We start from the raw sequence: 23,948 nt of genomic DNA on the forward strand, positions 1-23,948 counted from the left end.
TCTTTTAATAAATGGAAATTACACTATGATTTTCATGAAAATACTGACAATAATTCAATTAATCCTGTTGTAGATAATTCAATATTTTAATTATTTAATCGCACACCCCTAAAAAAAAGGGGTAAAAAATAGAATATTAATAAAAGTAACTCAAATACCCCTATTTTTTATGGGGGTTAAAATATTTTCACATAGTTTAGCCTCGTTCTTAAGGGAAATTAGGTCTATAAAACTTTAATAACTCAAACTAATCAAGAATTAGATCTAAGAAATTAAATAACTTAAAAATAAAACAATGATGAAAAAAATTATTACACTTTCAATGCTTTTCGCAGCAACAGCATTATTCGCACAAGAAGAGAAGTCAAAATTATCAATTAGTGGTAGTGTTGATGCTTATTACCAAACTTATTTAACTGCTCCTGATAATGTTGGTGCTGGTTTCGGAACTGCATTTGCAGGACAATCAGGATTTGCTTTAGGTATGGGTAACATTATTGCAAGCTATGAAGGCGAAAAAGCTGGTGCAGTATTAGATTTAGTTACTGGACCTAGAGGTGCAGGTGCGACTTTTAATAGTGATATTGTTGATGGTATTGTTAATCAAGCATATGTATACTGGAATGTTTCAGAAGGAACTACATTAACTTTTGGTCGTTTTAATACATTTTTAGGATATGAAGTAATTTCTCCTGCAGCAAACTTTAACTACAGTACATCTTACTTATTTTCTAGCGGACCATTTTCTCATATGGGTATAAAAGCAGATTTTGCTTTATCTGAAGATTTTAGCTTAATGTTAGCAGTTACTAATCCATGGGATGTTAATGATACTTCAATGACTGGAGAATATGCATTAGGTGCTCAGTTAGGATATAAAGGACAATTTTTAAACTTATACTACGATAGTGGATCTAATGATGGTTTAGGTTTTGAAGTAGATTATACTGGTGGATTCGATCTTTCTGATACTTTCTTTATGGGAATCAATGCGGCTTATAATGATAATGATGGTGCTGGTTTTTACGGAGCTGCTCTTTATCCTCAAGTAGCAACTTCTGATAGCTTTTCTATAGGATTAAGAGGTGAGTACTTTGGATACCATGCAGAAGATGTAGATGATTTACCAAGTGTATTTGCTACAACTTTAACAGGTAGCTATACTGTAGATAACTTAATTATTAAGCCAGAAATTAGATTAGATGCTTGGAGTAATAATGAACCATTCGTAGATAACGATGGAGCAGCTTCAGATAGCTTAGCAGCTTTCACATTAGCAGCTATTTACTCTTTCTAAGAGAAAAACACAACAAAGAGAATATTATTGCAAGTTCTCTATGAAAGTAGAGAACTTGTTTTTTTCAATTAACTAACCCAAAAAATTATATTATGTCTATATTAAATATGCCTTTAATAATTCAAGATACTGCCGCTGTAGAAGGCGACATGGGAATGATGTGGATGCTTATATCAGGTATCTTAGTATTCTTTATGCAAGCAGGTTTCTTTTTAGTGGAGTCAGGAATGACGGATTCTAAAAATGCTGTAAACATTGCCATGAAAAACTTCCTAGATATCGCCGTTGGTTCTTTAGCCTTCTGGTTTATAGGATATTCTTTAATGTACGGTGCCGATATGGGCGGAGGTTTCTTCCACTGGGGAGGGTTTACGTTTTCTCAAGGTGCTGCAGATTTATTCTTTCAAACTGTATTTGCTGCAACAGCAGCAACTATTGTTTCTGGTGCTGTAGCCGGAAGAACAAAATATACAACTTACGCTATTTTTAGTATTGTTTTAACTGCTTTTATTTACCCTATCGCTGGTGGTTGGGAATGGAATGGTGGTTGGTTAAACAATACCGATGGTATTATGCCTGCCGAATTTATTGATTTTGCTGGATCATCTATTGTTCACTCTGTAGGTGGATGGGCTGCACTTGTAGCTGCTTGGATGGTAGGTCCTAGAATCGGGAAATTCTTAGATGGTAAACCTGTTGAAATGCACGGTCACAACCAAATGTACGCTACTTTAGGTGTATTTATTCTTTGGTTAGGATGGTTCGGTTTTAATGGTGGTTCTCAATTAGCTTGGGGTGGCGATGATGCTGTTGCTGCGTCTCAAGTTGTTTTAGTAACAAACTTAGCAGCTTCTGCTGGTGCTTTAGGTGCTTTACTTTTAACTTGGTTTAAAAACGGAAAACCAAATTTAGGTATGACTTTAAATGGATCGCTTGCTGGTTTAGTAAGTATTACTGCTGGTTGTGGAAACATGAGCGAAGGTGGTGCTGTATTAGCGGGTCTTATTGGTGGTATACTTGTAGTATTTGCTATTGGATTTGTTGAAAAGAATTTAAAAATTGATGATGCTGTTGGTGCCATTTCTGTACACGGAATATGCGGTGCTTGGGGAACTTTAGTAATAGGTCTTTGGGGTATTGATGGTGATGCTGGAATTGGAATCTTTAATGGAGGTGGTGCTGCACAATTAGGTGCACAAGCTATTGGAGTTCTTGCTTATGCAGCTTGGGCTATCGGTTTATCTTTTATTTTCTTATTTATAATGAAGAAAACTATTGGATTAAGAGTTACCGAAGCAGAAGAAATTGCTGGTCTTGACTGGACAGAGCATGGTTCTATCGCTTACCCTGGTAAGAGACAAAGAGAAATTGAAGAGTAATCTTTAAATAATAAAATAAAAACCTAAAAGATGCCTTAGTAATAAGGTGTCTTTTGGTCTTTAATATAAACACGTAATATAATAGTGTTTTAGAGTTAATTATATTAAAAAAATATTTTCCTATTTTAACAAACTAAACCATATATAAGTAAATGAATTATGAAAAAAATTGAAGCAATTATTAGAAAATCAAAATATCGTGTAGTTAAGGAAGCTTTGCACGAAGTTGGTGTTAACTTTTTTTCTTATTGGGATGTAACCGGTCTTGGTAATGAAAAAGAAGGCCATGTTTATAGAGGTGTATCATATAGTACTAGTGATATTCAACGTAGACATTTATCAATCGTAGTAAATGATGATTTTGAAGAAATAACAATTAAAACACTGCTAGAATCTGCAAGTACAGGCGAGGTAGGAGATGGTAAAATATTCGTCTCAGATGTAAAAGATTGTTATAGAATAAGGACAGGAGAAAAAGGTGTGGACACCTTAAAATAAAAAATCATTAAAAATTAATACAATGGAAGGATTACTTACAACTAATAATGTATGGATGATGATCTGTACAGCACTCGTTTTCTTTATGCATACCGGATTTGCATTTTTAGAAATTGGGCTAACTAGACAAAAAAATACAATAAACATATTATTTAAAAACATATTTATTATTACCGTTGGGTTATTACTATACTATATAGTAGGGTTTAACCTAATGTATCCAGGCTTTGCCGAAGATTCTTCAGGAATTTTAGGCTTTGCAGGATTTGGGTTCGATGCCCCTTTAACTGCCGAAGGCGCTTTAGATTTAACCTATAACGAAGGTTACACCTACTGGACAGATTTCTTATTTCAAGGTATGTTTGCTGCTACAGCTGCAACCATTGTATCTGGTGCTGTTGCCGAACGTATGAAAATTGGAGCATTCATGATTTTCACAGTAATTTACGTAGGCATTATATACCCAATTGCAGGATCTTGGAAATGGGGTGGCGGATTTTTAGACCAAATGGGATTCTATGACTTTGCAGGTTCTACTTTAGTACACTCTGTTGGTGGATGGGCAGCCTTAGTTGCAGTTTACTTACTAGGTTCTCGTATCGGGAAATTCGATAAAGAAGGAAAGCCACAAGCAATCCCTGGACATAACATACCATTAGCAACTGCAGGAGTTTTAATCCTTTGGTTAGGTTGGTTTGGGTTTAATGGAGGTTCTGTACTTTCTGCCGATCCAGAATTAACATCATTAACCCTAGTTACAACATGTTTAGCAGCAGCTTCTGGTGGTGTAATTGCAGCGTTTGTTAACTTTTTAAAATACAAAAACCTAGATTTAACCATGTTCTTAAATGGTATTTTAGGAGGATTAGTTGGTATTACCGCTGGTGCCGATGTTATGACACCAGAAAGCGCCATAATTATTGGTGGTATTGCAGGAGCATTAATTGTATTTGCTGTTGCTTTTGTTGATGCTATTAAATTAGATGATCCTGTTGGAGCCATAGCAGTACACTTAATTTGTGGTATCTGGGGAACTTTAGCTGTTGGAATCTTTTCAACAAACGAAGAGCATACATTTTTAATTCAATTATTAGGCGTTGCTTGTTATGCAGGAATCTGTGTAGTATCGTCATTCATAATATTCTTTGTTTTAAAGAAAACAATGGGAATACGAGTATCAGAAAAAGAAGAATTAGAAGGTTTAGATGCCCACGAACACGGAATGGATGCTTATCCAGATTTCAGGTTAAACGAGCACTAATCTTTAATATTTAAGTTTAGTTTGATTGAAAAGGATGTTTTGCGTAATGCAAAGCGTCCTTTTTTTTGTTTTTGGACGCTACCACAAGGGTCGGGCTTTACTGTTGGTTTATATTTTAAATAATAGTAATCATGAATATAAATATTTCACAAGTCGCTCTCTGCGAGGAGCTCCAACAATTGCTTAATCCCTAAGGTAGGTGTTTCCTAGCTTCTTGTTTTAGTATTAAGGATTGTGTGTTTTGAGAGAGGTTCGTTTAACCTGTTTGTGTATGATTTCGTTGCGTGTTTCAGCAACTAATTTAGCAAATACAAACCGAATAGAAAATCCGAGAGGATTTTTGTAAGTAGGGGAGGATTAGCCATTAATTACAAACGTTGTTGGAAAATTGTTATTTTTTAGTAATTTTCAAAGGTGTAAACTCTTCTATTTTTAAAAAGTACATTCCTTTATTTAGAATACTTAAATCAATTTTTTCATTTTCAGAAACGATTCCAGTTAAAATCATTTTCCCTAAAATATCATAAAGTTTGAAATTAGAACGTTGAACTAAACTTGTCACGGTAATAAAGTCTAGAGTTGGATTAGGAAATACAGAAAGGTTATTTTGATTAAATTCATTTAAATCTAGATTTGTTGAGAATTTCTTTATATGCGAATTACTAATTATTACTGGGTTATAAATAATATATGGAATATTATTATTATCAAAATTCATTTCAAAATAAGAAGCAAAATGGCTTCCATTATCAACCATTTCTAATGTTTCAAAAGTGCCGTTGGAATATTTAATAAAAATTATACCATATGGATCATCAGCTAATCTATTCGAAATTGCAAAATAGATATTTCCATTATTGTCACTTTCTGAATTTAACATTGGTGCGTCCGATGAAGCTATCGCAGTTGGGGTCCAGTTATCATTTTCAAAAATATAGGCATAAGATTGTGAAAATCCTGCGCCATTTAGATATTCTGTTGTACATGCTAATAATTCACCATTAGAACTAAACGAGATATCAATTTTTCCAACACTACCTATAATTTGACCACCACCTGAATCAAAATTTTCGTAAAAAATATCGTTACCCACTTGATTCCATAGCATTCCGTCAAATTTATAGACATATGCTTTTTGATTATTACTATATATTATATAAGGTTCTTTTGTTAATGGGTTAATATCTAATTTAAGATGATAAATATCTGTCGCAGTAAAGCCCTCAACACCAACAGTAATAATATTGTTATTTATGAAGTCGCATTTTTTAACTGTAGCCTTATCTCCATTGAAACTGTCTTTATAAGCAATATAAATATTGTCATTACTGTCTTTGTCCAATTCAAGTTCTCTAGCTTTGTCATCTGCTATGTTTTGCGCAACGTAACTCCATGATAAGCCATCAAATTTAATAATATTTAAATTTTGAAAATCAACATCAGTAAAAGCAATAAATATATTGTCATCAGAAGTTACTTCAATTTCAACCTGACCTACGCTTAATGAAAGAAAAGATAAGTCGCCTACCATATTCCAACTTGTTCCATCAAATTTTAAAACAATTAGTTGCATATCACTTTCTCTTGAATATGCAACAATTGGTTCGTTACTAACACTAAATGCAAAGTCGATTGTGTTATTATAAGTACTAGTCCAATTACTTGGAAAAACATCTCCGTGATTTATAGTAAAATCTACTTCGTTTTGCCAAGATTGAGAGTAGAATTTAAGTGAAAAAATAATTAGTAGACTTGTAAGTATATATTTTATTTTCATAGATATAATGTTTGCCAATGTTTCGCGTATATAAAATTGTTTTATATCCGACGTTAAACAAATTTACCATCCTTTTTTAAGAAAGTCAAGTGCATGTATTCTTTTTGATTCAACTATTATTTGTAAAAAAAACAGCTCTAGTATTAACTAGAACTGTTTATGCATTTTTATTGGGTGTTTTCTATGTGTTGGCTTCCAGTTGCCTTGCTAGGGCTTCGGCTTTTTCTTTATATTTCTGCATAGCCTTTTTTAGCTGCCCTATTTTTTTTACCAATTCGTCATCTTGTATGGCTTGGTAAGTTGTTTTGCCGTTGGTTTCTTTAATTTTCGATTTGCTGCCACAGGTTGGGCAGCTAGCAACGTTACTCATATTAATTACACATTAAAAATTAAACTTTCCGTTATTGTTTTTTCTATCTTGCTCTGGTAAAATGGTTTCAATTGTATCCCAATGTTCTGCAATTTTCCCGTTTTCTATTCTAAATAAATCGTAGAACGAGGTTGGGTTTCCTGCAAATGTGCCTTCGCTAACCGATAATACAAAATTACCTTCTCCTAAAACAATGTGGTTTTTTGTAAACACCATAGTAATACCTTGTTTTGCCATGTCTTCTAGAGCTTTTGCTAAACCAGAAACGCCATCGGCAATCATGGTATTGTGTTGTATGTACGCGTCGCCATCAAAATAGTTTGGCATTTTATCGAACTCGCCATTAATTAAAACGGTTTTAACAAAATCTTTTACCAAGGCTTTGTTTTGTTCGGTTTTATCTAAATCTGTAATTGTTACAACGCCATCTGTTTGGGTTCTTCTGCTTGGGTTTGCACTTACCAAGTCAGAAAAGTTATCCCAATGTTCTATAATTTGACCATTTTCAAATTTAAAAATATCGAATCCAGCCTTTGGACCAAAAAAGTCATATTCGGTATGTGTAATAGCGTAATCGCCATCTTGATACGAACGTACTACATTGGCCTTAAAACCTCCTTCGGGTGCGTGTTGTAATACTTCGCCAAAACCTTCTAGTCCGTCTGCTACGGCAAGATTATGTTGTGTATAATTAGTTGGGTTAATGTATGCAATAGCAGTTTGGTCTCCGGTTTCTAAACTAGAAATTAACGCTACGGCTTTGTCTTTATTTGATAATACTGTTGTTTTTTCCATGTTATCTAAATCATTATTGTTTTGTGAGTCGCAAGTGGTCATTATAAGAGCGAGTGCAACGGTTGTAATTATTGGTTTCATTGTCTTTGTTTTTAATTATGGTACAAAGATGAAGCAACTACAAGCTTTAGAAAAGATGAAAACGAGAGTTAAAATGGTTAAAGTGGAACCATTAATCTTCTTGAAGTGATTTTACAAAGGTTTTTGGGGTTAAACCTGTATTTTTTTTAAAATATTTAGTGAAATTTGTTGGATCTTCAAAGCCCAAACTATAGGCTAATTGAGCACTGGTTATTTTAGCGTTTATTAAACTGCGTTTGGCTTGCAGTATTACAAAATCGTCAATAACGTTTTTGGCAGTTTTGTTAACCAACTCTTTACAGATTTTATTTAGGTGTTTGTAGGTTATGGCTAATTCATTAGCATAATACCTTGCGCTTCTGCTTTTGGTTAGGTTTTTTGCGATTAGCGAAATAAAATTTTGATAAATAGCCACTTTTGAGGTGTCTGATATATGAAAGGTTTGCTTTTGTTTTAAGTTTTCGGCTTTAGATATTAATATTGTTAAAAGCGAATTGACAATATTTTTATGATTAAAGGTGCTAGAATTTTTATACTCTGTACATAACAGGTTAAAATAGGTTGTAAACTCTGAGTTTTGAGGAATTTGAAGAATTGGCGAAAACAGCTCTGGATTAAAAAGCCTAAACACAAAATCGTCTGCTAAATTGGTAAAGCTATTTACAAAATAGGCTTCGGTAAAAATGATGCAATAGCCTTTTAAATGGTCCGAAAACTCGAAAGCATTAACTTGGTCTTTGGTTAAATAAACCAAGCTATTTTGTTGTACCGGAAACCAGTTAAAATCTATAAAGTGTCTCCCGGAACCTTCGGTAAAAAAAATAAGGTTATAAAATTTTAGCTGATGCGGTAATTCTGGATTGTGTTTGTGTTCGTTTTTACTTTTAGCAATGTCTTGAATGGAAACAATTTCGAAACCAAAAATATTGGTTGTTGCAGGGTTAAAGGTTATTTGTGGAATATCTTTTGTCATGTTACCTACAATATGCTACGTTTAAAAAGGCATTAATACCAATGCGAGTTCTGCTTTGTTGCTGTTTTTGCTAAGCGTGGCACGAAGTTATCTTTTATTTGGGTAAAAATCAAGTGCGTTAATACATCTATTTTAAACTTAATGCTTAAGCCTTATTATGCAGCCCACGTTAGAGATTGAACGGCGTGTTTGAGGTCCCCGACCTTAGGAGGGAGCGAGTAGTGAATTTTTTTTTACTATTAAAACCTTTCTATTTTTGGGCAACATCGCTTAATATAATCGGGTCGATATTAGTTCCGTTTGAGCTATGTAGAACTGAAATATCGCCTGTGCTCTCAAATATTACAGCTTGGACTTCTGAAAGCTGATGAACATTGGCTTCTCTTAATTTTGCCATTAAATCACTTATGTCCACATTGCAATTTTTTAGGTTTTCATAATATATTTCTCCATCCTTCATGAGCATTTGCGGTTTGTTTGTAAATAGATTTTTAAACAAATCTATTTTTCTTACTAAAAAGGCAAAGAGTGTTTGAAACCCAATGATACATACTAATGCCAGTGCTCCTTTAAGTATACTCTGGTCTTTGTTTATTATAATTGATGCTAAAATAGAACCTACGGCTATAGTTGATGCAAAATCGAAGCTCGACATTTTTGCAAATGTTCTTAAACCAAAAATTCTTGTTATAATTATGGTTATTGAAAAAATTGCAAAAACTGAAATAATCACTAATAAAGCCGTGTCTAATTGCATAGGGTTTAGGTTGTAAAGTTCATATAAATGTAGCCAATAATATTTGGAATAGCTATGAAGTATTCGGTTTTAATCTATTTAGGTACTTATGAAGCCCTGTGTTTTTAAGTTAGTCCGCTTTTAATGCTTGGAATTTAGGATTTAAAAAAAGCCTCCGTTTTTAAAACGAAGGCTTTTTAACTATAATGTAAAGCTTTTTTAAGCTGAATTTCTACTGGCGTTAATATTACCAAATAATGATCGTGTTACGATTTTCTCGTAAATTAATTTGTCTGGATCATCGGCAGCTACACCGGCTTTTTCTAACTCTTGAAGCTTTTTAAGTGCAAACTGTTGTATGGTAAGTAATGGTAATACAATAGATTCTCTAACTTGTATTGAGGCTCTTCCCGAAGGTTCGTTTTCCATTAACTCGCTATAACCTGTAAGTTTTAATAATAGGCGTTTGGTAGTTAAATATTCTTCATGAATAATGTTCCAGAAGCCTCCAAACTCTTCGTCTTTAGACATGTATTTTGTTAAATCGAAGAATGACTTAGTTAAAGACATCATACTGTTTTCTAACAATGTTCTGAAGAATTTAGAGTTGTGATATAGTTGTTCTACTTTATCGAAATCTCCATTTTCTTCATATTTTTTAAGTGCCGTACCAACACCGTAAAATCCTGGAACGTTTTGTTTTAATTGACTCCAAGACCCTACGAAAGGAATGGCTCTTAAATCTGAAAACACCAACTTATCTGATGTGCCACGTTTTGATGGTCTACTACCAATGTTTGTTTTAGCATAGAATTTTAGAGTACTCATGCGCTCTAAATACGGTATAAACATTGGGTGACCTTTAAAGTCTTTATATGTTGTATAACTTGTTTCTGCTAAATCTGTCATAACCACTCTGTCGGCATCGGACATTTTATTTTTAGCGCCATCAATTCTGTTTTTAATACCAGAACTTATAAGTTGCTCTAAGTTAAATTGAGCAGAATCTAAGGTTCCGAAATTAGAACTAATAGTTTGTCCTTGAATGGTAAGTTGTACTTCTTTATCTTCAATTGTTGGTCCTAAAGATGAGTAGAACTGATGTGTTTTTCCACCACCACGAGCAGGAGGTCCACCACGACCATCGAAAAATATGGCAGTAACATCGTATTTTCTAGACATTTCGGTTAGCAACTCTTTGGCTTTGTAAATACCCCAGTTAGCCATTAAATAGCCACCATCTTTTGTACCATCAGAGAAACCTAACATAATGTGTTGTTTGCTACCTCTGGCTCTAAGATGTGCCATGTATTCTGGGTTAGTATATAATTGCTCCATAACTCCAGGTGCATTTTCTAAATCTGGAATAGTTTCAAAAAGTGGAGCAACATCTACTGTTAATTCATCTTTAAAAGCAACCATTCTTAGCATAGCAAATAATTGCATAACGTTAAGTGCTGTTTGGTTGTTACTAATAATGTATCGGTTTGCACCGCGCTCGCCATTACTTTTTTGAATGTCTTTAATTATGGCAATGGTTTTTAGTGTATTGCAAACCATTTCATCTTCAAAGGCATCTAAGCTCGAAACATCGTCGGTAGCTTTCGATAGGATTTCAATTTGTTCGCTTTCCGATAAATCATGGTAATTAGCCGGGAAAGAAGATGTTCCTGTTGCAATTAAACTATCAATAACGGTAGTGAATACATTATGGTGAATTCTACTATCTTGTCTAATATCTAAGGATGCAAAACTGTATCCAAAAAGATGAACTCTATTAATTAGGTTGTTAAGATCGCTAACATATAATGATTGGTGTTCTTGCGTAATAACGTCTCTAATACTTAGTAGTTCTTTTATGAAATCTTTTGAAGACATGATATCTTCATTGTCTCCATTTTGGTTAGTACTGTAGTTGTAAAATAAAGTTTCTAAACTTATAATACGCTCTTCGACACCTCTAAAAGTTAGTTTCTTTCTTAAGTCTCTTAAGTCTTCATAATATTTTTTATGAATAGACTGTTTCAGTTTTTTAGCAACTTTTAATGTTGTATCTGGTTTTACAAATGGGTTGCCATCTCTATCTCCACCTGGCCAGAAGCCAATGTTTACAATTTCGTTATGGCGTTTACCATCATCGTAAATACTAGTTTGAATGTAGTTGTAAATCGATCCAAAGGTCTTGTAAAACACGTTTTCTAAATACCAAATTAAACTTTTAGCCTCATCGTAAGGTGTTGGTTTTTGGTGTTTAAAAAATGGTGTTTTTCCTAATTGTCCAAATAAGTTATTTATTTCGGACAAATCATTTTCTTTTATGGCTTTAGTTAAGTTTGTAATAATACCTAAAACCGATCCTGGGTAAAATTGAGTAGGGTGGGCAGTTAATACGATTCTTACTTTAAACTCTTCTAGATATTTTTGTAACTCCTCAAGATTACCTTCGGCAGCTGCAGTGCCTTTCAAGTTTCTTAAAGTACCCACACCTTCCATGTTATTTACAATAGGGAAAGCAGCATCTTCAATAGCATCAAATAAAACGACTTGGCGCTCTATGTATTGAATAAACCTGAATAATAAGTTTATTTGACTTTCTTTATTTCTACGTGCCTGGTATTTTTCAAAAAAAGTTTCAACAATTGTGGTTGGATTATCACCTTGTTTAAATCCATTTTCGCAAGTTTCATGAAACAAAGGAAGTAAAACCCCTGTTTTAGTAACTGCATCAAAAGGCAAGGTCATGAATATACTATTGTATATCTGATATTTTGATAAAACACTTTGGTTGAATCTAGTTAATTTTGGCTCTACGGACATATTTCTTCTTTAGTAATTTTCGCTATAAAAATACTAAAGGTTTGGTGAACCACCCAGATGATTCTAAGTTTTGTCAATTATTCCCGATTCGCGATTTCTAATTATGAATAATTAAATAAAATAAGGGATTAGTCCGAATTTTTTTAATTCGTACAGCTTAGTTTAGGACAAAAGAGCGATCTTAAAATTAAATTGTATGTAATTGATGTGGTTTAAAGCATGACATAAGTCATATTCCTAGATGAGTCGCTTCTATACCTTTGTTGATTAATTATAAAGTAATTATGAAAAAAACACATTCATTTCATATTCCTGTAATGGGCATTGGGTTTACAATAGATACACCATTAAAAGTAGCACAATACGGGATGGATTCTGTAATTTCTTTGGTAGATGATATTTTACTAGAGAAATTAAGAAAAATGTACAGTGATAAATTTGAGGTTTCTTATCATGAGATTACAGATAAAATTGAAGATTTTAGAGCAAAGCGAATTACAGCTTACCTTAATTTAATTAGTGATTTGGCTGAGCAAAAATTTGAATCGCTAAAAACCATGGCATCAGATAAAAGCGATGCATTACTAGCTTACGTAAATATGCTCCCAGATACCTCTAAAGCAAAGCAAGAATTTAAGAAACTAACCTCAAATGGTTTTAATGCTTCTGAAATTAAAAAATGGGCGAGCAAAAAATTACAAATGGGTAGTATTGATGTAAATATAATGACCAAAGTGGATAAGGATAATTACATTAAAAATGAAAAGCTTGAGGTTAAGTATAACGATGCGCATGCGGCTTTACGAGGTTTTGCTAATAGTAAATTAAGATCTTCGGTAGTTCTATCGGCAGGAATGAATCCTAGATTATTTGCTTATATGGCTCAGTTTAATGATTTTTTTCCGGATAAAAAAGGACAATTTAAAAAACGCATTATTTTAAAGGTAAGTGATTATAGGTCGGCATTAATACAAGGTAAATTTTTAGCCAAAAAAGGCTTGTGGGTTTCGGAGTATAGAATTGAATCTGGCTTAAATTGTGGCGGACACGCCTTTGCAACCGATGGGCATTTGTTAGGTCCTGTTTTATCTGAATTTAAAGTAAAACGTAAGGAATTACAAGACACTATTGAAGCCGTATGGCATCAAGAATTATTAAATACTAACCGCACAATTCCCGAAAAACGAGCAACCTTTAAGGTTACTGCGCAAGGTGGCGTGGGAACAGATGAAGAACATACTTTTTTACTTAACCATTACAATTTAGATTCTATAGGTTGGGGAAGTCCGTTTTTACTAGTTCCAGAAGCTACGACTGTAGATAGTGAAACATTAAATAAATTAGCTAAAGCGAAAGAGGAAGACTTATATTTAAGCGATATTTCGCCGCTTGGTGTTCCTTTTAATAATTTAAAAAACAACACTAAAGATTTAGAAAAGCAAGCTTTGATAAACAAAGGCAGACCAGGAAGTTCTTGTCCTAAAAAGTTTGTGGCTTTGAATAACGAGTTTAAGGATAAAGGTATGTGTACAGCCTCTAGAGAATATCAATTTAATAAAATTAAAGATTTAGAAAAGCAAAATTTACCACAGGCAGATCACTTAAAACAATACAACAAAATTATCGAGAAATCTTGTACATGTGTAGGTTTAGGAACTTCTGCTTTGCTAGCATATAATTTAGATACTAAGGTGGAAGGTAACGGTGTCTCTGTATGCCCAGGGCCTAATATGGCGTATTATGATAGAACCATGAGCCTTGAAAATATTACCGATCATATATATGGCAGAGCGAATATGGTTTCGCGTAGCGACAGGCCTAATTTGTTTATTAAAGAACTGGATATTTATATTGATTATTTAAAGAATAAGATGGAAGATGCTAAAACATCAATGAGTAAAAAGGAAGAGAAGTATTTAAAAACTTTTTCTGAGAATTTGAAAGCAGGTGTATTATACTATCAAGATTTATTTAAAAACGTAAAACATAGTTTTGAAGATATTAGACTAACGGTTTTGAAAAACTTAGAAAATAGCGAGCTAATTCTTAACAATATGTGCTTTGAGATAACGGAACTGCAAGTAAAATAAGTAGTGTTGTTAGGGCGTTTTGCGCTTAGGCAATTTGTAAATTCATGGACTTGTCGTCGTCATCGTTCTTATCATTCTGCTTATTAAAATTGCAAGCATTTATGTTTTCGAAAAGTAGCGTTTTATTTATAGGCTTGGTCATGTAAGCATTCATGCCTAAATCTAAAACACGTTTTTTGGTTGCTTCCATAGCATCGGCAGTTACTGCAATAATAGGTGTGGTGTGTATGGTATTTCCTAATTCGCCACTTCTTATAATTTGAGTTGCTTCATAGCCATCCATTATTGGCATTTGTAAATCCATTAAAATAATGTCGTAAACATCCTTTTTTAAGGCTTCAATAGCTTCTTTGCCGTTATTAGCAATGGCAAAAGTTATTTGAGAATTGGTGCTCAAAATCTTTTTCATTACCAGTTGGTTAAGCTTGTTATCTTCAACCACCAAAATGTGTAAAGGTGTTTCGTTTTGTTTCCTCGTTGCTGGAGTTGTTTTTTGTTCGATGCTATATTTTAAATTTAAATCTATAAAGACATCGGTACCTTTATCTGGTTCGCTTTCAATTGTAATGCTGCCGTTAAATAATTCAACAATATGTTTTACAATTGTTAGGCCCAAACCAATACCGCCAAATTCCCTTTTGTGGTTTAGTTTCATTTGGTTAAAGCTATCAAACACTTCGTTTTTATTTGTTTTGTCAATACCAATTCCGGTATCCGTTATTTGAAATGAAAAACGGCATATATCGTTAGGTTGTTTTAAACATTTAAGTTTAAAAAACACATCGCCTTTATCAGTAAATTTTATAGCATTGGAAAGTACATTGTTTATTATTTGTACAAATCGATCTGGGTCTGCATTAATATTAGCAGGTATTTCCGAATCCATCTCAAAAGTGTAATTTAAACCTTTCTTAAAAGCTTCGGCTTTCCAGTTGCTACTAATTTGATTTAGTTTTATGGATGGATTAAACGTTTGAAAGTTTAGTGTTAACGCTTTGTTTTCAATTTTTTCAAAATCTATAATATCATTAACGTTACTTAATAAGCTAAGTGACGCATTTTTAATTATTTGATACGGTTCTCTATTTTTTTTGTCCGTTTGAAATTCTAACTCGTTTTCCGCAACGCCCATAATAGCATTAATAGGAGTTCGTAGTTCGTGACTCATGTTAGACATAAAATACGTTTTTAAAGCACTTATTTCTTGAGATTTTTGTAAAGCTTCTTCTCTCGATTTATCTTTTTCTAAACGTAGTTTTTTAATTAAGTTGGTCATGGATAACGACAAGAAAATAACCTCGAATCCTGAGCCAAATTTCGCACTATTTAAAGTAAAAAAGTTATTAGGTAACAAACTTAAATTGTTCATTACAAAACCTAACATACCTACTACAAGGAAAATAATTCCGATGGAAAAAAATGGATCTACTTTAAAACCTTTTACGCGCATGGTTGTTATAGTAGTTAATATAACAATTAAGGTAATTAAGGCCGATAAGTTGGTTAAAGGATATGCAAGTTCTGTAGTGTTTTTATTAATAAATAGGAATAAAAATATTAGGGCTATTAATCCGTAAAGCACATTAAAAGTGGTTATGAAACCTTTAAAAGTGTTTTTAATTCTTAAAAAGTGTTCGCAATATTTTAGAAAAAATAAATTTGAAAGCAAACCGGCTATTAATACAGAATTACTGTTTAAAAAACCAGCATCTTGTAATATATATTGGTGTATTAAACCATCTAATGAGGCTTGCATTAAAGCAATGGAAAATACATATAGGCCATAATAGAAAAAAGCCAATTCTTTTAAACTGGTGTAAAAAAACAAATAGATTATTCCTGCTAAAAACAATAAGCCATAAAACAATCCAAGGAATAATTGTTGATTGTAATTTACCATCCAAAACGAAGATTCATCATTTAAAATGAGCGGTAAATTTATAGTTTCGCCATCACTTTTATAATTAATGTAAATGTGTTGTATGTCGTTTGGTGGTAACGTTAATTTGAATATGGTAGATCTGTGTTGTACTTGTTTTTTGCTAAAATCAATATTATCACCATTTAAAAAATGCTGTGTATTACCTTGGCTAATTTGGTATAAATTAACATGATCTGTAATAGGTCTTGCAGTTTTTAGATAATAGGTGTTGGCTGTTGTGGAGCTGTTTTTAAGTTTAAAACGTACCCAGTAATTATCTGAAGTAAAACCAATACTATGATTGTCCGTTTCAAGTTTGCTGTATTGTAAATCTGAGTTTTCTAATACTTCAGAAATACTAAAATCTATTTTTTCTGTATTTGCAAACTCGGCATATTCATATAATTCCCCTGTACTTTGTTGAATATCATAAACATCGTTTTGTGCCAATAGACCAAAACTAAAAATGTAGATAACTATAAGTAGGCGTTTCATATTAGGGGAAATATGAATCAAACATAGTTAATACAAAGCTAAATTTCAACGTTTTGGCTGTTTATGTGTGTTTTTTATCCATAAAATATGTATTTCATCGGGATTTTTATGTATAAGGGCCGCTTTTACGCAGCCCTTTTTGTTTAATTACTTCCCTAGCATTAGTAATTCGTTACATACAATTTCTGTGATGTAGCGTTTATTACCATCTTTATCATCATACGTTCTAGAGGTTAATTTGCCTTCAATAGCAACTTCTTTACCCTTAGTAATATACTTTTCAATAATTTGTGCAGTCTTTCCCCAGGCAACAATATTATGCCACTGTGTGTCTGTTATTTTTTCACCTTTATTGTTGGTGTAGCTTTCATTTGTAGCAATATTAAATTTAGCTAATGTTTTTCCTGATTCTAGATTGATGATTTCAGGATCGTTTCCTAAGTTACCAATCAACTGTACTTTGTTTCTAAGTGTGCTCATAATTTTAAATTTACGTGTTAAACAGTTAATACTATCGAGTTCTTATGTTTCGACACTGCAAAGATGATTCGGTTTTAAACTTTTAATCGGTTAGTAAATGTTTGTGTTCGTTTGTAAACGTTTGTAGTCGTTTAAATTGTTTTATTAACCAGCTATAATTGAGGAGTTTGTAAATTAAAATTTTAATTTAAAATGCATATATTTATATAAATTAATTATTATGACTAAAGTTTGTTTAGAATGTAGTGAGAAATTAGTGGGCAGAAGCGATAAAAAATTCTGTAGCGATTATTGCAGAAATGCCTATAACAATACTATTAATAAGGACTCTAAAAATTTAATTAGAAATATAAATAACCGATTGCGAAAAAATTGGAGAATTTTAGAAACCTTAAACCCTAAACAGAAAACCAAAACGACTGGGACAAAATTAATTCAAAACGGATTCGATTTTAATTACTTTACCAGTATTTACACAACCAAAGCAGGCACTATTTATTACTTTGTTTACGATCAAGGGTATTTACCCTTGGATGGCGATTTCTATGCCCTTGTAAAACGAGAGTAAGTTCATGTAACATTCTTAATTAAAGTATTACTAATAAGTGTTATATTAAATCTTTTAAATTTAAAATATGAGTACACCTTATATTGTTATTATAGCTGTTATGCTTTTTAGCATAATTGCTTATTTAATATATTACTATAGTCCTAAAACCATAATTTTAAGACGTTTAAAAAACTTGCCTAACCAACGTATAGGCAGTTTAAAAACCAAAACATACTCTAAAATTGAAGGCAAAGCATTGCAAATAGATACGCCATTAACAGCACCACTAAGTAAGCGAAAATGCGTTTTTTATAAAATGGTAATACAAAAAAAAGTGCGTTCTGGTAAAAACTCTAGATGGAAAACAATTATTAACGAAGAAAAAATTCAGGATTTTTTTATCGAAAAAACCGGAGAACGTTTGGTGGTGTTGCCAACTACAAACCCTAAAAATTATTACGATTATTTAGTAACCGATAAAACAGCAAGTTCTGGTTTGTTTAAAGAACTTACACCAGAGTTTGAGGCGGTATTGCAATCTTACAATATTAAAAGCGATACGCTATTTGGTTTTAAAAGGCAATTGCGCTACAAAGAATCTATAGTTGAGGTAGGCGAGCGCATTGTAGTTGCGGGTTATGTAACCTGGGAAAAATTAGATAATCCTGTAAAAGACTATAATTACTCCAACATAGCAGCGATAAGAGCCAACGGGAAGGATAAAATTCTAATTACCGATAGTCCTGCTGCACAAAAACCTAAACATGGCAGGCTATAAAAATGGGCTTGGTTTACTAGAATTAAGAAACAAAAAAATCGCCCCAAAAGGCGATTTTAATTTTATATAAAATGTTTTAAAACATGTTATTTCCAGTTTTGTCCTTTTAACTGCATAGCAGCTTTAAGTACATCTTTTTGGCTAATTTGCCCTACTAATTTACCGTTTTCTACAATTGGAAAACGACGTCTATGTGTTTGCACAAACTTGCTTGCAGCATCAAATATATTCATGTTTCCATCAATAGTATCTACATCTTTGGTTACGTATTTTTCAATGGTTGCATCCTGCATAGGCATGTTGTAATAACGACTTTCACTAATTTGTTTAATACAATCTGTTTCAGAAATTATTCCAATCAATTCATGTTTATCGTTAATTACAGGTCCACCAGAAATCCTATTAGTAATTAAAGATTGCATAACACTCTCCACGGTTTGGTCTGGAGTAAATGTTATTAAATCTTTAGTCATATAATCACTCACCGAAAAAGGAATATCATCGGTCGTATTGTTTTGTTGTCTTCTAGCCCCTTGAAAACTCTTTATTGCCATAGTTATAGATTTTAGTAACTCTAAATATAGATATTATTTTTTAGAAATCCTAAAATTGCACCACTAGAGTTTCCATTAAAACCGTTAAAATAGAATGGCTAAACTTTTAGTTTTAAGTAAAATAGCAGTATTTAGATAGGTGTTTTTTATAAAGAGGTTTATCACTAACGCTTAAATAAGAGAGTATAAGCTAACTTAAATTAAACTAAGGTTTTTCAATAACACGCGAGTCAAATTCCACCTTTTTATTCATTTGAAAGTTTAAATTAGAAAACGCTATTAAAAATTCTTTAATACCAGCAATAAGTTCCTCTTTGCTAGTAGTACCAAGGCTATAAAGACTTTCAAGTTTAAGCAATTGGGTTTCCATAACTAAAATTCTAGAGTTTATAGATTCAGCTTTTAAAGCGTCTGGAAGATTTTGTTTTAATTCTCTTAAAAGCAGTAAAATCACTTTTTTATCTTCGGTAAAATAAGTTAAATCGGCTTTTTTTATGTTTATAACAAGCTCTTCTACTTGTTTATACTCTTGCCAATCTTTAATGGCATCTTCAGTTTTAGAGTCTAAAATATAATCAATGTACTTTATTTTCTTTACGTCTTGCTCTGTTATGTCGTGCGTTTTGTTTTGTTCAACGTGTTCGTTTACAGTTTCCTCTGGAGTTTTTTTACAACCAGAAAATGACAACAAAAAACATAAAAGGGCAAGAATTTTAATACGCATTAGGCTTTATTTAAGTATTCTACAAATATAAATTAATAAACAAAATAGAAAGTAAAACACTTAAGTAAACCTGTATTTAATTTTTGGCATTCACTTTTCTTTATTTGTATATTTGAAAACACTAAGTTAACCTTAAAATAAAGTTTAATTACCTACCGCATTCCAAAAGTAATAAAGTAGCTGTAAGTACTGTTTTAAAGTTATACTTAGTGTTCACCCTAAATCCTAATTATTATGTTTCAAAATTTTTGGTTTAATGTAGAGTACGGTATAAACCATGTACTAGATATAAATGCCTACGATCACGTTTTATTTCTTATCGTTTTAACAGTGCCGTATATGTTTAAGGACTGGAAGCGTGTATTTTTACTTGTTTCCATGTTTACACTTGGCCACACGTTGTCGCTTGTATTATCGGCTTATAATGTAGTAAGAGTAAATGCTAGCGTAGTAGAGTTTCTTATACCCATAACTATTATGGTTGTTGCGCTGTTTAACGTATTTACATCCGGTAAAGGTGCGCAACGCGAAAAAGTAGGCGTGCTATTTTTATCAACTCTATTTTTTGGATTAATACACGGTTTAGGCTTTGCACGAGAATTTCAAATGCTGTTAGGCGATAGCGATAGTAAGCTTATTTTACTTCTAGAATTTGCTTTAGGTATAGAGATAGCACAAATAATAATTGTATTTCTAGTGCTCTTTTTAGGCTATATTGTGCAAACTATATTTAGGTTTTCAAAACGCGATTGGATTATGGTAATATCTGCCATTGTGGTAGGATTAGTAATCCCAATGATTTTAAATAGCGATTTTTTAAAGTAACCCGTTGTTATTTGATTCTTTTAATTATATAATTTTTTTTTGGGCGTTACCGCAAGGGTCGGGCTTTCACTACTCGCTCCCTCCTAAGGTCGGGGAACTCAAACATGCCGTTCAATCCCTAACGCGAGTTGGTTTGTGTAATTTTGGTTTAAACTCAAATGAAGTTGATCTTTATAAAAGTTTATTTAAATTTTACCATAAAAAAAGGTTGAGCAAAATATAGCCAACCACAGAATGTTAGATTTTAATTCTTCAACTGTCATTTGTTATTAAATTAACCAAAACAGTTGTGTTTCGGGTTTAAGCTCTTAATTTAACAAATAAAAATTGAATAATAATTCCTCAAGAATTTTTAAAACAGGTGTTTTCTAGTTAATAACCGCGCGGCACATTATGCACCTTTTTTTATATCTTTGTTAATCGTTTTAGACCTTAAAAAACCTATAAATATGGCCTTTTACAATAAAATAAAGTGGATACTCGGAATTTTAATGATTTTTGTTTTAATCATTACTACCAATTTAATTGACAAGAATAATTTTGTTCGCGTTCGAGATGCTGTTGTTACCATTTATGAAGATAGGTTAATTGCTAACGATATAATTTTTGAAATGGCAAAGTCGGTTCACCAAAAGGAGTTAGCGGTGTTGGTAATAGATTCTACTTTTTTTAAAAGTAATAATGCGAAGGTTAACACTAACTTAAAAGCTTTAGTTTCTAGATTCGAGGACACTAAATTAACCTTAAAAGAGGCCAACGTATTTAAAGGTTTAAAAAGTAATATTGAGGGGTTAGTAGCTGCCGAAAATCAATTTTTAAATTCTAATTTTAGTGATAAAACACCAGTTATTGGACATATTGAAAATTTAAAAGCTAACCTAGACGATTTATCTAAAATCCAGCTTAATGAAGGCAGCAGGCAAATGTCTATTAGTAAACGCGCGCTAGACACCGTAGAATTATTTACCCAAATTGAGATTTATATACTAGTGTTTTTGGCTATTTTAATTCAGATTATAGTAATGTATAAACCAAAAGAAAAGGCTTAGGTTGATGCTTGTTTGGTTTTTGTTACGGGTATGTATAACGATTTTTGCTTTTGGTTAAGCGCGCTGAGGTCAGCAACAACAAGTTCTTCATTATCTTCTTAATACTAAAATTTTCAGAACTGCGTGAGACTCAAAAGCGCAAGCTTTACGTTATTTTTCAGTAACCAATATACTAAATAATAAACTTTCGTAAAACTTTAACGCTATGGCATTGTAAATAAAATACATACTAACTATATTCGTTATACATACTGCGTTAAGGATAGAAGCGGCATCCTTTTTTATGTTAGTTCGAGTATTTCGAATTTTTTTTTTTTGAAATCGAAATATAAAGAGAGCGATAAAAAAGATATAGCGGATAGCCTGACCTTTTACTAACCTAAAAAGTTTAATTTAACGGCGTTTTATAAAAGTAAAAGGTAACGCCTAAATAATTAAAATTAATGCCAAATAATAAACAACTTAAGTACGATAAGGCTTATTTAAGAATTGCACAAGAGTGGGGCAAATTATCGTATTGCAAGCGTAGGCAAGTTGGTGCCATAATAGTTAAAGATAGAATGATAATTTCTGATGGTTACAACGGTACACCATCGGGTTTCGAGAATTTTTGTGAAGACGATGAGGGTTACACAAAATGGTACGTTTTACATGCCGAGGCTAATGCTATTTTAAAGGTTGCGGCATCCACACAATCGGCCAAAGGAGCTACGCTTTATATAACCATGTCGCCGTGTAAGGAGTGCAGTAAATTAATCCATCAGGCTGGTGTGGTAAAAGTAGTGTATCATGAGGCTTATAAGGACGATTCTGGATTGCAGTTTTTAGCAAAAGCAGGTATAGAATTAGAGCAAATAGAAGATTTAAAAGCATAATGTCGAATCAAAAAAAATATTTACCATTAATTATTGGTGTTGCTATTGCGGCAGGTATTTTTATTGGCGGAAAGTTAGATTTTAACGACTCGTCCGATAGGTTGTTTTCTACAAATAGCAAAAAAGACAAGCTAAATAGGCTTATTGATTATATTGAATACGACTATGTAGATGATATTAATACGGATAGCATTGTAGATGTTACGGTTAATGGGATTCTAGAAAATTTAGATCCGCACTCGGTATATATTCCCAAGGAAGATATGGCTCGGGTTGCCGAAGAAATGAAAGGCGATTTTGTGGGTATTGGAGTGAGTTTTTATACTTACAAGGATACCATTGCTGTTATTCGTGCTATTGAAAACGGACCAAGCGCTAAAGCGGGTATTTTAGGTGGCGACAGAATTGTTATGGCCGATGGCGACTCTCTATACGGTAAAAATATTGCCGATGGCGAAATTATTAAGAAATTAAAAGGCGCAAAAAACTCTAAGGTTAAACTTAAAGTGTACAGACGTGGCGAGCCAGAATTATTGGAGTTTACCATTAAAAGAGGCGAAATACCTATTAAAAGTGTTGATGCCGCTTATATGCTAACCGAAAAATTAGGGTATATAAAAATTAACCGTTTTGCAGAGTCTACGTATAAAGAATTTAAAGCGGGTATCGAGAAATTAGAAGCGCTTGGTGCCACCGAAATTGCTTTAGATTTACGCGATAATCCTGGTGGTTTTCTGGGTATTGCCGAAAAAATTGTTGATGAATTTCTAGAAGATGAAAAGCTTATTCTATTCACTAAAAATAAGCGAGGAGATATTGAGGAGAGTTTTGCAACGAGTAAAGGCGATTTTGAAGATGGTAAGGTATACGTACTAATTGACGAAAACTCAGCATCTGCCAGCGAGATTGTTGCAGGTGCACTGCAAGATAATGATAAAGGCACTATTGTTGGACGACGCTCTTACGGTAAAGGTTTAGTGCAGCGCGAAATGGATTTAGGCGATGGTAGTGCAGTGCGTTTAACAGTGTCTCGTTATTACACACCAACGGGTAGATCTATACAAAGACCTTACGACCATGGTAATAAAGATTATTACGATGAGTATTTTGAGCGGTTGAATAGTGGCGAGCTTCTTGAAGCCGAAAATATTAAGGTAGACGATTCGTTAAAATTTACTACGCCAAAAGGAAAGATTGTTTACGGTGGTGGAGGTATTATTCCAGATGTTTTTGTGCCTATTGATAAAAGCATGCAAAACGAAACCTTATCGTTTCTACAACGCCGTGGGTTTTTTGGGAATTTTGTTTTTGAAGAGTTAGAAAAAGACAGACACCTTTATGATAATGTGTTGAGGCAAGATTTTATTGATTCGTTTGAAATTGGAGACGATTTAGTATTCGCTTTTCAAGATTACTTAAACCTACGTACCGATTCTAAAATTACCTTTGTAGCTTACCACGATGAGGTTAAACAATATATTAAAGCTACACTTGCCGACCAACTTTTTGGGTCTGGCGCCTTCGAGGAGGTATATAACCAACGCGATATTATGATTGATGAGGTTATAAAGTTAAGTGACGAGAATGAATAAATTCCTGCGCCGGCAGGAATCTCTCAAATTA

21 protein-coding genes are annotated in these 23,948 nt (G+C 32.8%); 11 read left to right on the forward strand and 10 right to left on the reverse strand.

Translation table 11 applies throughout. The annotated features are described in order from the left end of the window. The first annotated feature begins 298 nt into the window (after window positions 1-298). The 4 genes from AAFN75_RS07685 to AAFN75_RS07700 all read left to right on the forward strand — a co-directional run bounded on the left by AAFN75_RS07685 (window position 299) and on the right by AAFN75_RS07700 (window position 4,435). Window positions 299-1,297 (forward strand): outer membrane beta-barrel protein, encoded by a 999-nt coding sequence (locus AAFN75_RS07685; RefSeq protein WP_144115561.1) that lies wholly within the window; start codon window positions 299-301, stop codon window positions 1,295-1,297. 92 nt (window positions 1,298-1,389) lie between these two features. Beyond that, window positions 1,390-2,676 (forward strand): ammonium transporter, encoded by a 1,287-nt coding sequence (locus tag AAFN75_RS07690; RefSeq protein ID WP_144114987.1) that lies wholly within the window; start codon window positions 1,390-1,392, stop codon window positions 2,674-2,676. Between the two features lie 159 nt (window positions 2,677-2,835). After that, window positions 2,836-3,174: a P-II family nitrogen regulator gene (locus AAFN75_RS07695; protein WP_144114988.1), complete on the forward strand. Its 339-nt coding sequence runs from the start codon at window positions 2,836-2,838 to the stop codon at window positions 3,172-3,174. Window positions 3,175-3,196: 22 nt separating this feature from the next. Beyond that, window positions 3,197-4,435: an ammonium transporter gene (locus AAFN75_RS07700; RefSeq protein ID WP_144114989.1), complete on the forward strand. Its 1,239-nt coding sequence runs from the start codon at window positions 3,197-3,199 to the stop codon at window positions 4,433-4,435. A 391-nt stretch (window positions 4,436-4,826) separates the two neighbouring features. On the opposite strand, the gene AAFN75_RS07705 is transcribed toward AAFN75_RS07700, so the two are convergent. From AAFN75_RS07705 to AAFN75_RS07730, 6 genes are all read right to left on the reverse strand, one after another. Then, window positions 4,827-6,212 carry a T9SS type A sorting domain-containing protein gene (locus tag AAFN75_RS07705; RefSeq protein ID WP_411809009.1) on the reverse strand — a complete coding sequence of 462 codons (1,386 nt, stop codon included), beginning with the start codon at window positions 6,210-6,212 and terminating at the stop codon, window positions 4,827-4,829. 181 nt (window positions 6,213-6,393) lie between these two features. Further along, window positions 6,394-6,582 (reverse strand): hypothetical protein, encoded by a 189-nt coding sequence (locus AAFN75_RS07710; RefSeq protein ID WP_411809010.1) that lies wholly within the window; start codon window positions 6,580-6,582, stop codon window positions 6,394-6,396. Window positions 6,583-6,594: 12 nt separating this feature from the next. Further along, a complete protein-coding gene (locus AAFN75_RS07715) occupies window positions 6,595-7,458 on the reverse strand; it encodes a nuclear transport factor 2 family protein (RefSeq protein ID WP_411809011.1) in 864 nt (287 codons plus the stop codon). Between the two features lie 91 nt (window positions 7,459-7,549). Further along, window positions 7,550-8,431 carry a helix-turn-helix domain-containing protein gene (locus AAFN75_RS07720; protein WP_411809012.1) on the reverse strand — a complete coding sequence of 294 codons (882 nt, stop codon included), beginning with the start codon at window positions 8,429-8,431 and terminating at the stop codon, window positions 7,550-7,552. Window positions 8,432-8,681: 250 nt separating this feature from the next. Further along, window positions 8,682-9,188 (reverse strand): DUF421 domain-containing protein, encoded by a 507-nt coding sequence (locus tag AAFN75_RS07725; protein WP_411809013.1) that lies wholly within the window; start codon window positions 9,186-9,188, stop codon window positions 8,682-8,684. A 198-nt stretch (window positions 9,189-9,386) separates the two neighbouring features. Next, window positions 9,387-11,984, reverse strand: a complete 2,598-nt coding sequence (locus tag AAFN75_RS07730; protein WP_411809014.1) for a phosphoenolpyruvate carboxylase — start codon at window positions 11,982-11,984, stop codon at window positions 9,387-9,389. Window positions 11,985-12,268: 284 nt separating this feature from the next. Here AAFN75_RS07730 and AAFN75_RS07735 point away from each other — a divergent pair, with 284 nt between their 5' ends. Next, entirely contained in the window at window positions 12,269-14,074 is a 1,806-nt protein-coding gene (locus tag AAFN75_RS07735) for a hypothetical protein (protein WP_411809015.1), read from the forward strand. Between the two features lie 25 nt (window positions 14,075-14,099). On the opposite strand, the gene AAFN75_RS07740 is transcribed toward AAFN75_RS07735, so the two are convergent. Continuing rightward, window positions 14,100-16,490 (reverse strand): 7TM diverse intracellular signaling domain-containing protein, encoded by a 2,391-nt coding sequence (locus AAFN75_RS07740; RefSeq protein ID WP_411809016.1) that lies wholly within the window; start codon window positions 16,488-16,490, stop codon window positions 14,100-14,102. 147 nt (window positions 16,491-16,637) lie between these two features. Beyond that, the gene (locus AAFN75_RS07745; RefSeq protein WP_144114999.1) at window positions 16,638-16,970 is read right to left on the reverse strand and encodes a single-stranded DNA-binding protein; all 333 of its coding nucleotides are present in this window, start codon (window positions 16,968-16,970) and stop codon (window positions 16,638-16,640) included. A gap of 220 nt (window positions 16,971-17,190) precedes the next feature. Here AAFN75_RS07745 and AAFN75_RS07750 point away from each other — a divergent pair, with 220 nt between their 5' ends. Together AAFN75_RS07750 and AAFN75_RS07755 are read left to right on the forward strand one after the other, a co-directional pair. Beyond that, complete coding sequence (locus AAFN75_RS07750; RefSeq protein WP_411809017.1) at window positions 17,191-17,538, forward strand: hypothetical protein; 348 nt, start codon at window positions 17,191-17,193, stop codon at window positions 17,536-17,538. 67 nt (window positions 17,539-17,605) lie between these two features. Next, window positions 17,606-18,298 (forward strand): hypothetical protein, encoded by a 693-nt coding sequence (locus tag AAFN75_RS07755; protein ID WP_411809018.1) that lies wholly within the window; start codon window positions 17,606-17,608, stop codon window positions 18,296-18,298. A gap of 86 nt (window positions 18,299-18,384) precedes the next feature. Here the strand turns inward: AAFN75_RS07755 and AAFN75_RS07760 are convergent, their stop codons facing one another. Both AAFN75_RS07760 and AAFN75_RS07765 read right to left on the reverse strand, forming a co-directional pair. Continuing rightward, entirely contained in the window at window positions 18,385-18,852 is a 468-nt protein-coding gene (locus tag AAFN75_RS07760) for a CBS domain-containing protein (protein ID WP_092853879.1), read from the reverse strand. A gap of 205 nt (window positions 18,853-19,057) precedes the next feature. Continuing rightward, a complete protein-coding gene (locus AAFN75_RS07765) occupies window positions 19,058-19,576 on the reverse strand; it encodes a hypothetical protein (protein ID WP_411809019.1) in 519 nt (172 codons plus the stop codon). 234 nt (window positions 19,577-19,810) lie between these two features. On the opposite strand from AAFN75_RS07765, the gene AAFN75_RS07770 reads away from it, so the two are divergent. From AAFN75_RS07770 to AAFN75_RS07785, 4 genes are all read left to right on the forward strand, one after another. Beyond that, window positions 19,811-20,401 (forward strand): HupE/UreJ family protein, encoded by a 591-nt coding sequence (locus AAFN75_RS07770; protein WP_411809020.1) that lies wholly within the window; start codon window positions 19,811-19,813, stop codon window positions 20,399-20,401. A gap of 449 nt (window positions 20,402-20,850) precedes the next feature. Then, a complete protein-coding gene (locus AAFN75_RS07775) occupies window positions 20,851-21,450 on the forward strand; it encodes a chemotaxis protein (protein WP_411809021.1) in 600 nt (199 codons plus the stop codon). Window positions 21,451-21,893: 443 nt separating this feature from the next. Then, window positions 21,894-22,325 carry a deoxycytidylate deaminase gene (locus AAFN75_RS07780; RefSeq protein ID WP_411809022.1) on the forward strand — a complete coding sequence of 144 codons (432 nt, stop codon included), beginning with the start codon at window positions 21,894-21,896 and terminating at the stop codon, window positions 22,323-22,325. Further along, the gene (locus AAFN75_RS07785; protein ID WP_411809023.1) at window positions 22,325-23,917 is read left to right on the forward strand and encodes a S41 family peptidase; all 1,593 of its coding nucleotides are present in this window, start codon (window positions 22,325-22,327) and stop codon (window positions 23,915-23,917) included. The genes AAFN75_RS07780 and AAFN75_RS07785 overlap by 1 nt, the downstream gene beginning before the upstream one ends. Window positions 23,918-23,948 lie beyond the last annotated feature (31 nt).

Source organism: Algibacter sp. AS12 (assembly GCF_046736315.1).
GTDB classification, from domain to species: domain Bacteria; phylum Bacteroidota; class Bacteroidia; order Flavobacteriales; family Flavobacteriaceae; genus Algibacter_B; species Algibacter_B amylolyticus.

Coding starts and splice junctions, on each gene's coding strand:
- AAFN75_RS07730 (WP_411809014.1), bottom strand. CDS start 11,984: ATGTCCGTAGAGCCAAAATTAACTAGATTCAACCAAAGTGTTTTATCA.
- AAFN75_RS07690 (WP_144114987.1), top strand. CDS start 1,390: ATGTCTATATTAAATATGCCTTTAATAATTCAAGATACTGCCGCTGTA.
- AAFN75_RS07775 (WP_411809021.1), top strand. CDS start 20,851: ATGGCCTTTTACAATAAAATAAAGTGGATACTCGGAATTTTAATGATT.
- AAFN75_RS07700 (WP_144114989.1), top strand. CDS start 3,197: ATGGAAGGATTACTTACAACTAATAATGTATGGATGATGATCTGTACA.
- AAFN75_RS07725 (WP_411809013.1), bottom strand. CDS start 9,188: ATGCAATTAGACACGGCTTTATTAGTGATTATTTCAGTTTTTGCAATT.
- AAFN75_RS07715 (WP_411809011.1), bottom strand. CDS start 7,458: ATGAAACCAATAATTACAACCGTTGCACTCGCTCTTATAATGACCACT.
- AAFN75_RS07770 (WP_411809020.1), top strand. CDS start 19,811: ATGTTTCAAAATTTTTGGTTTAATGTAGAGTACGGTATAAACCATGTA.
- AAFN75_RS07750 (WP_411809017.1), top strand. CDS start 17,191: ATGACTAAAGTTTGTTTAGAATGTAGTGAGAAATTAGTGGGCAGAAGC.
- AAFN75_RS07705 (WP_411809009.1), bottom strand. CDS start 6,212: ATGAAAATAAAATATATACTTACAAGTCTACTAATTATTTTTTCACTT.
- AAFN75_RS07695 (WP_144114988.1), top strand. CDS start 2,836: ATGAAAAAAATTGAAGCAATTATTAGAAAATCAAAATATCGTGTAGTT.
- AAFN75_RS07685 (WP_144115561.1), top strand. CDS start 299: ATGAAAAAAATTATTACACTTTCAATGCTTTTCGCAGCAACAGCATTA.
- AAFN75_RS07755 (WP_411809018.1), top strand. CDS start 17,606: ATGAGTACACCTTATATTGTTATTATAGCTGTTATGCTTTTTAGCATA.
- AAFN75_RS07780 (WP_411809022.1), top strand. CDS start 21,894: ATGCCAAATAATAAACAACTTAAGTACGATAAGGCTTATTTAAGAATT.
- AAFN75_RS07760 (WP_092853879.1), bottom strand. CDS start 18,852: ATGGCAATAAAGAGTTTTCAAGGGGCTAGAAGACAACAAAACAATACG.
- AAFN75_RS07745 (WP_144114999.1), bottom strand. CDS start 16,970: ATGAGCACACTTAGAAACAAAGTACAGTTGATTGGTAACTTAGGAAAC.
- AAFN75_RS07785 (WP_411809023.1), top strand. CDS start 22,325: ATGTCGAATCAAAAAAAATATTTACCATTAATTATTGGTGTTGCTATT.
- AAFN75_RS07740 (WP_411809016.1), bottom strand. CDS start 16,490: ATGAAACGCCTACTTATAGTTATCTACATTTTTAGTTTTGGTCTATTG.
- AAFN75_RS07720 (WP_411809012.1), bottom strand. CDS start 8,431: ATGACAAAAGATATTCCACAAATAACCTTTAACCCTGCAACAACCAAT.
- AAFN75_RS07765 (WP_411809019.1), bottom strand. CDS start 19,576: ATGCGTATTAAAATTCTTGCCCTTTTATGTTTTTTGTTGTCATTTTCT.
- AAFN75_RS07735 (WP_411809015.1), top strand. CDS start 12,269: ATGAAAAAAACACATTCATTTCATATTCCTGTAATGGGCATTGGGTTT.
- AAFN75_RS07710 (WP_411809010.1), bottom strand. CDS start 6,582: ATGAGTAACGTTGCTAGCTGCCCAACCTGTGGCAGCAAATCGAAAATT.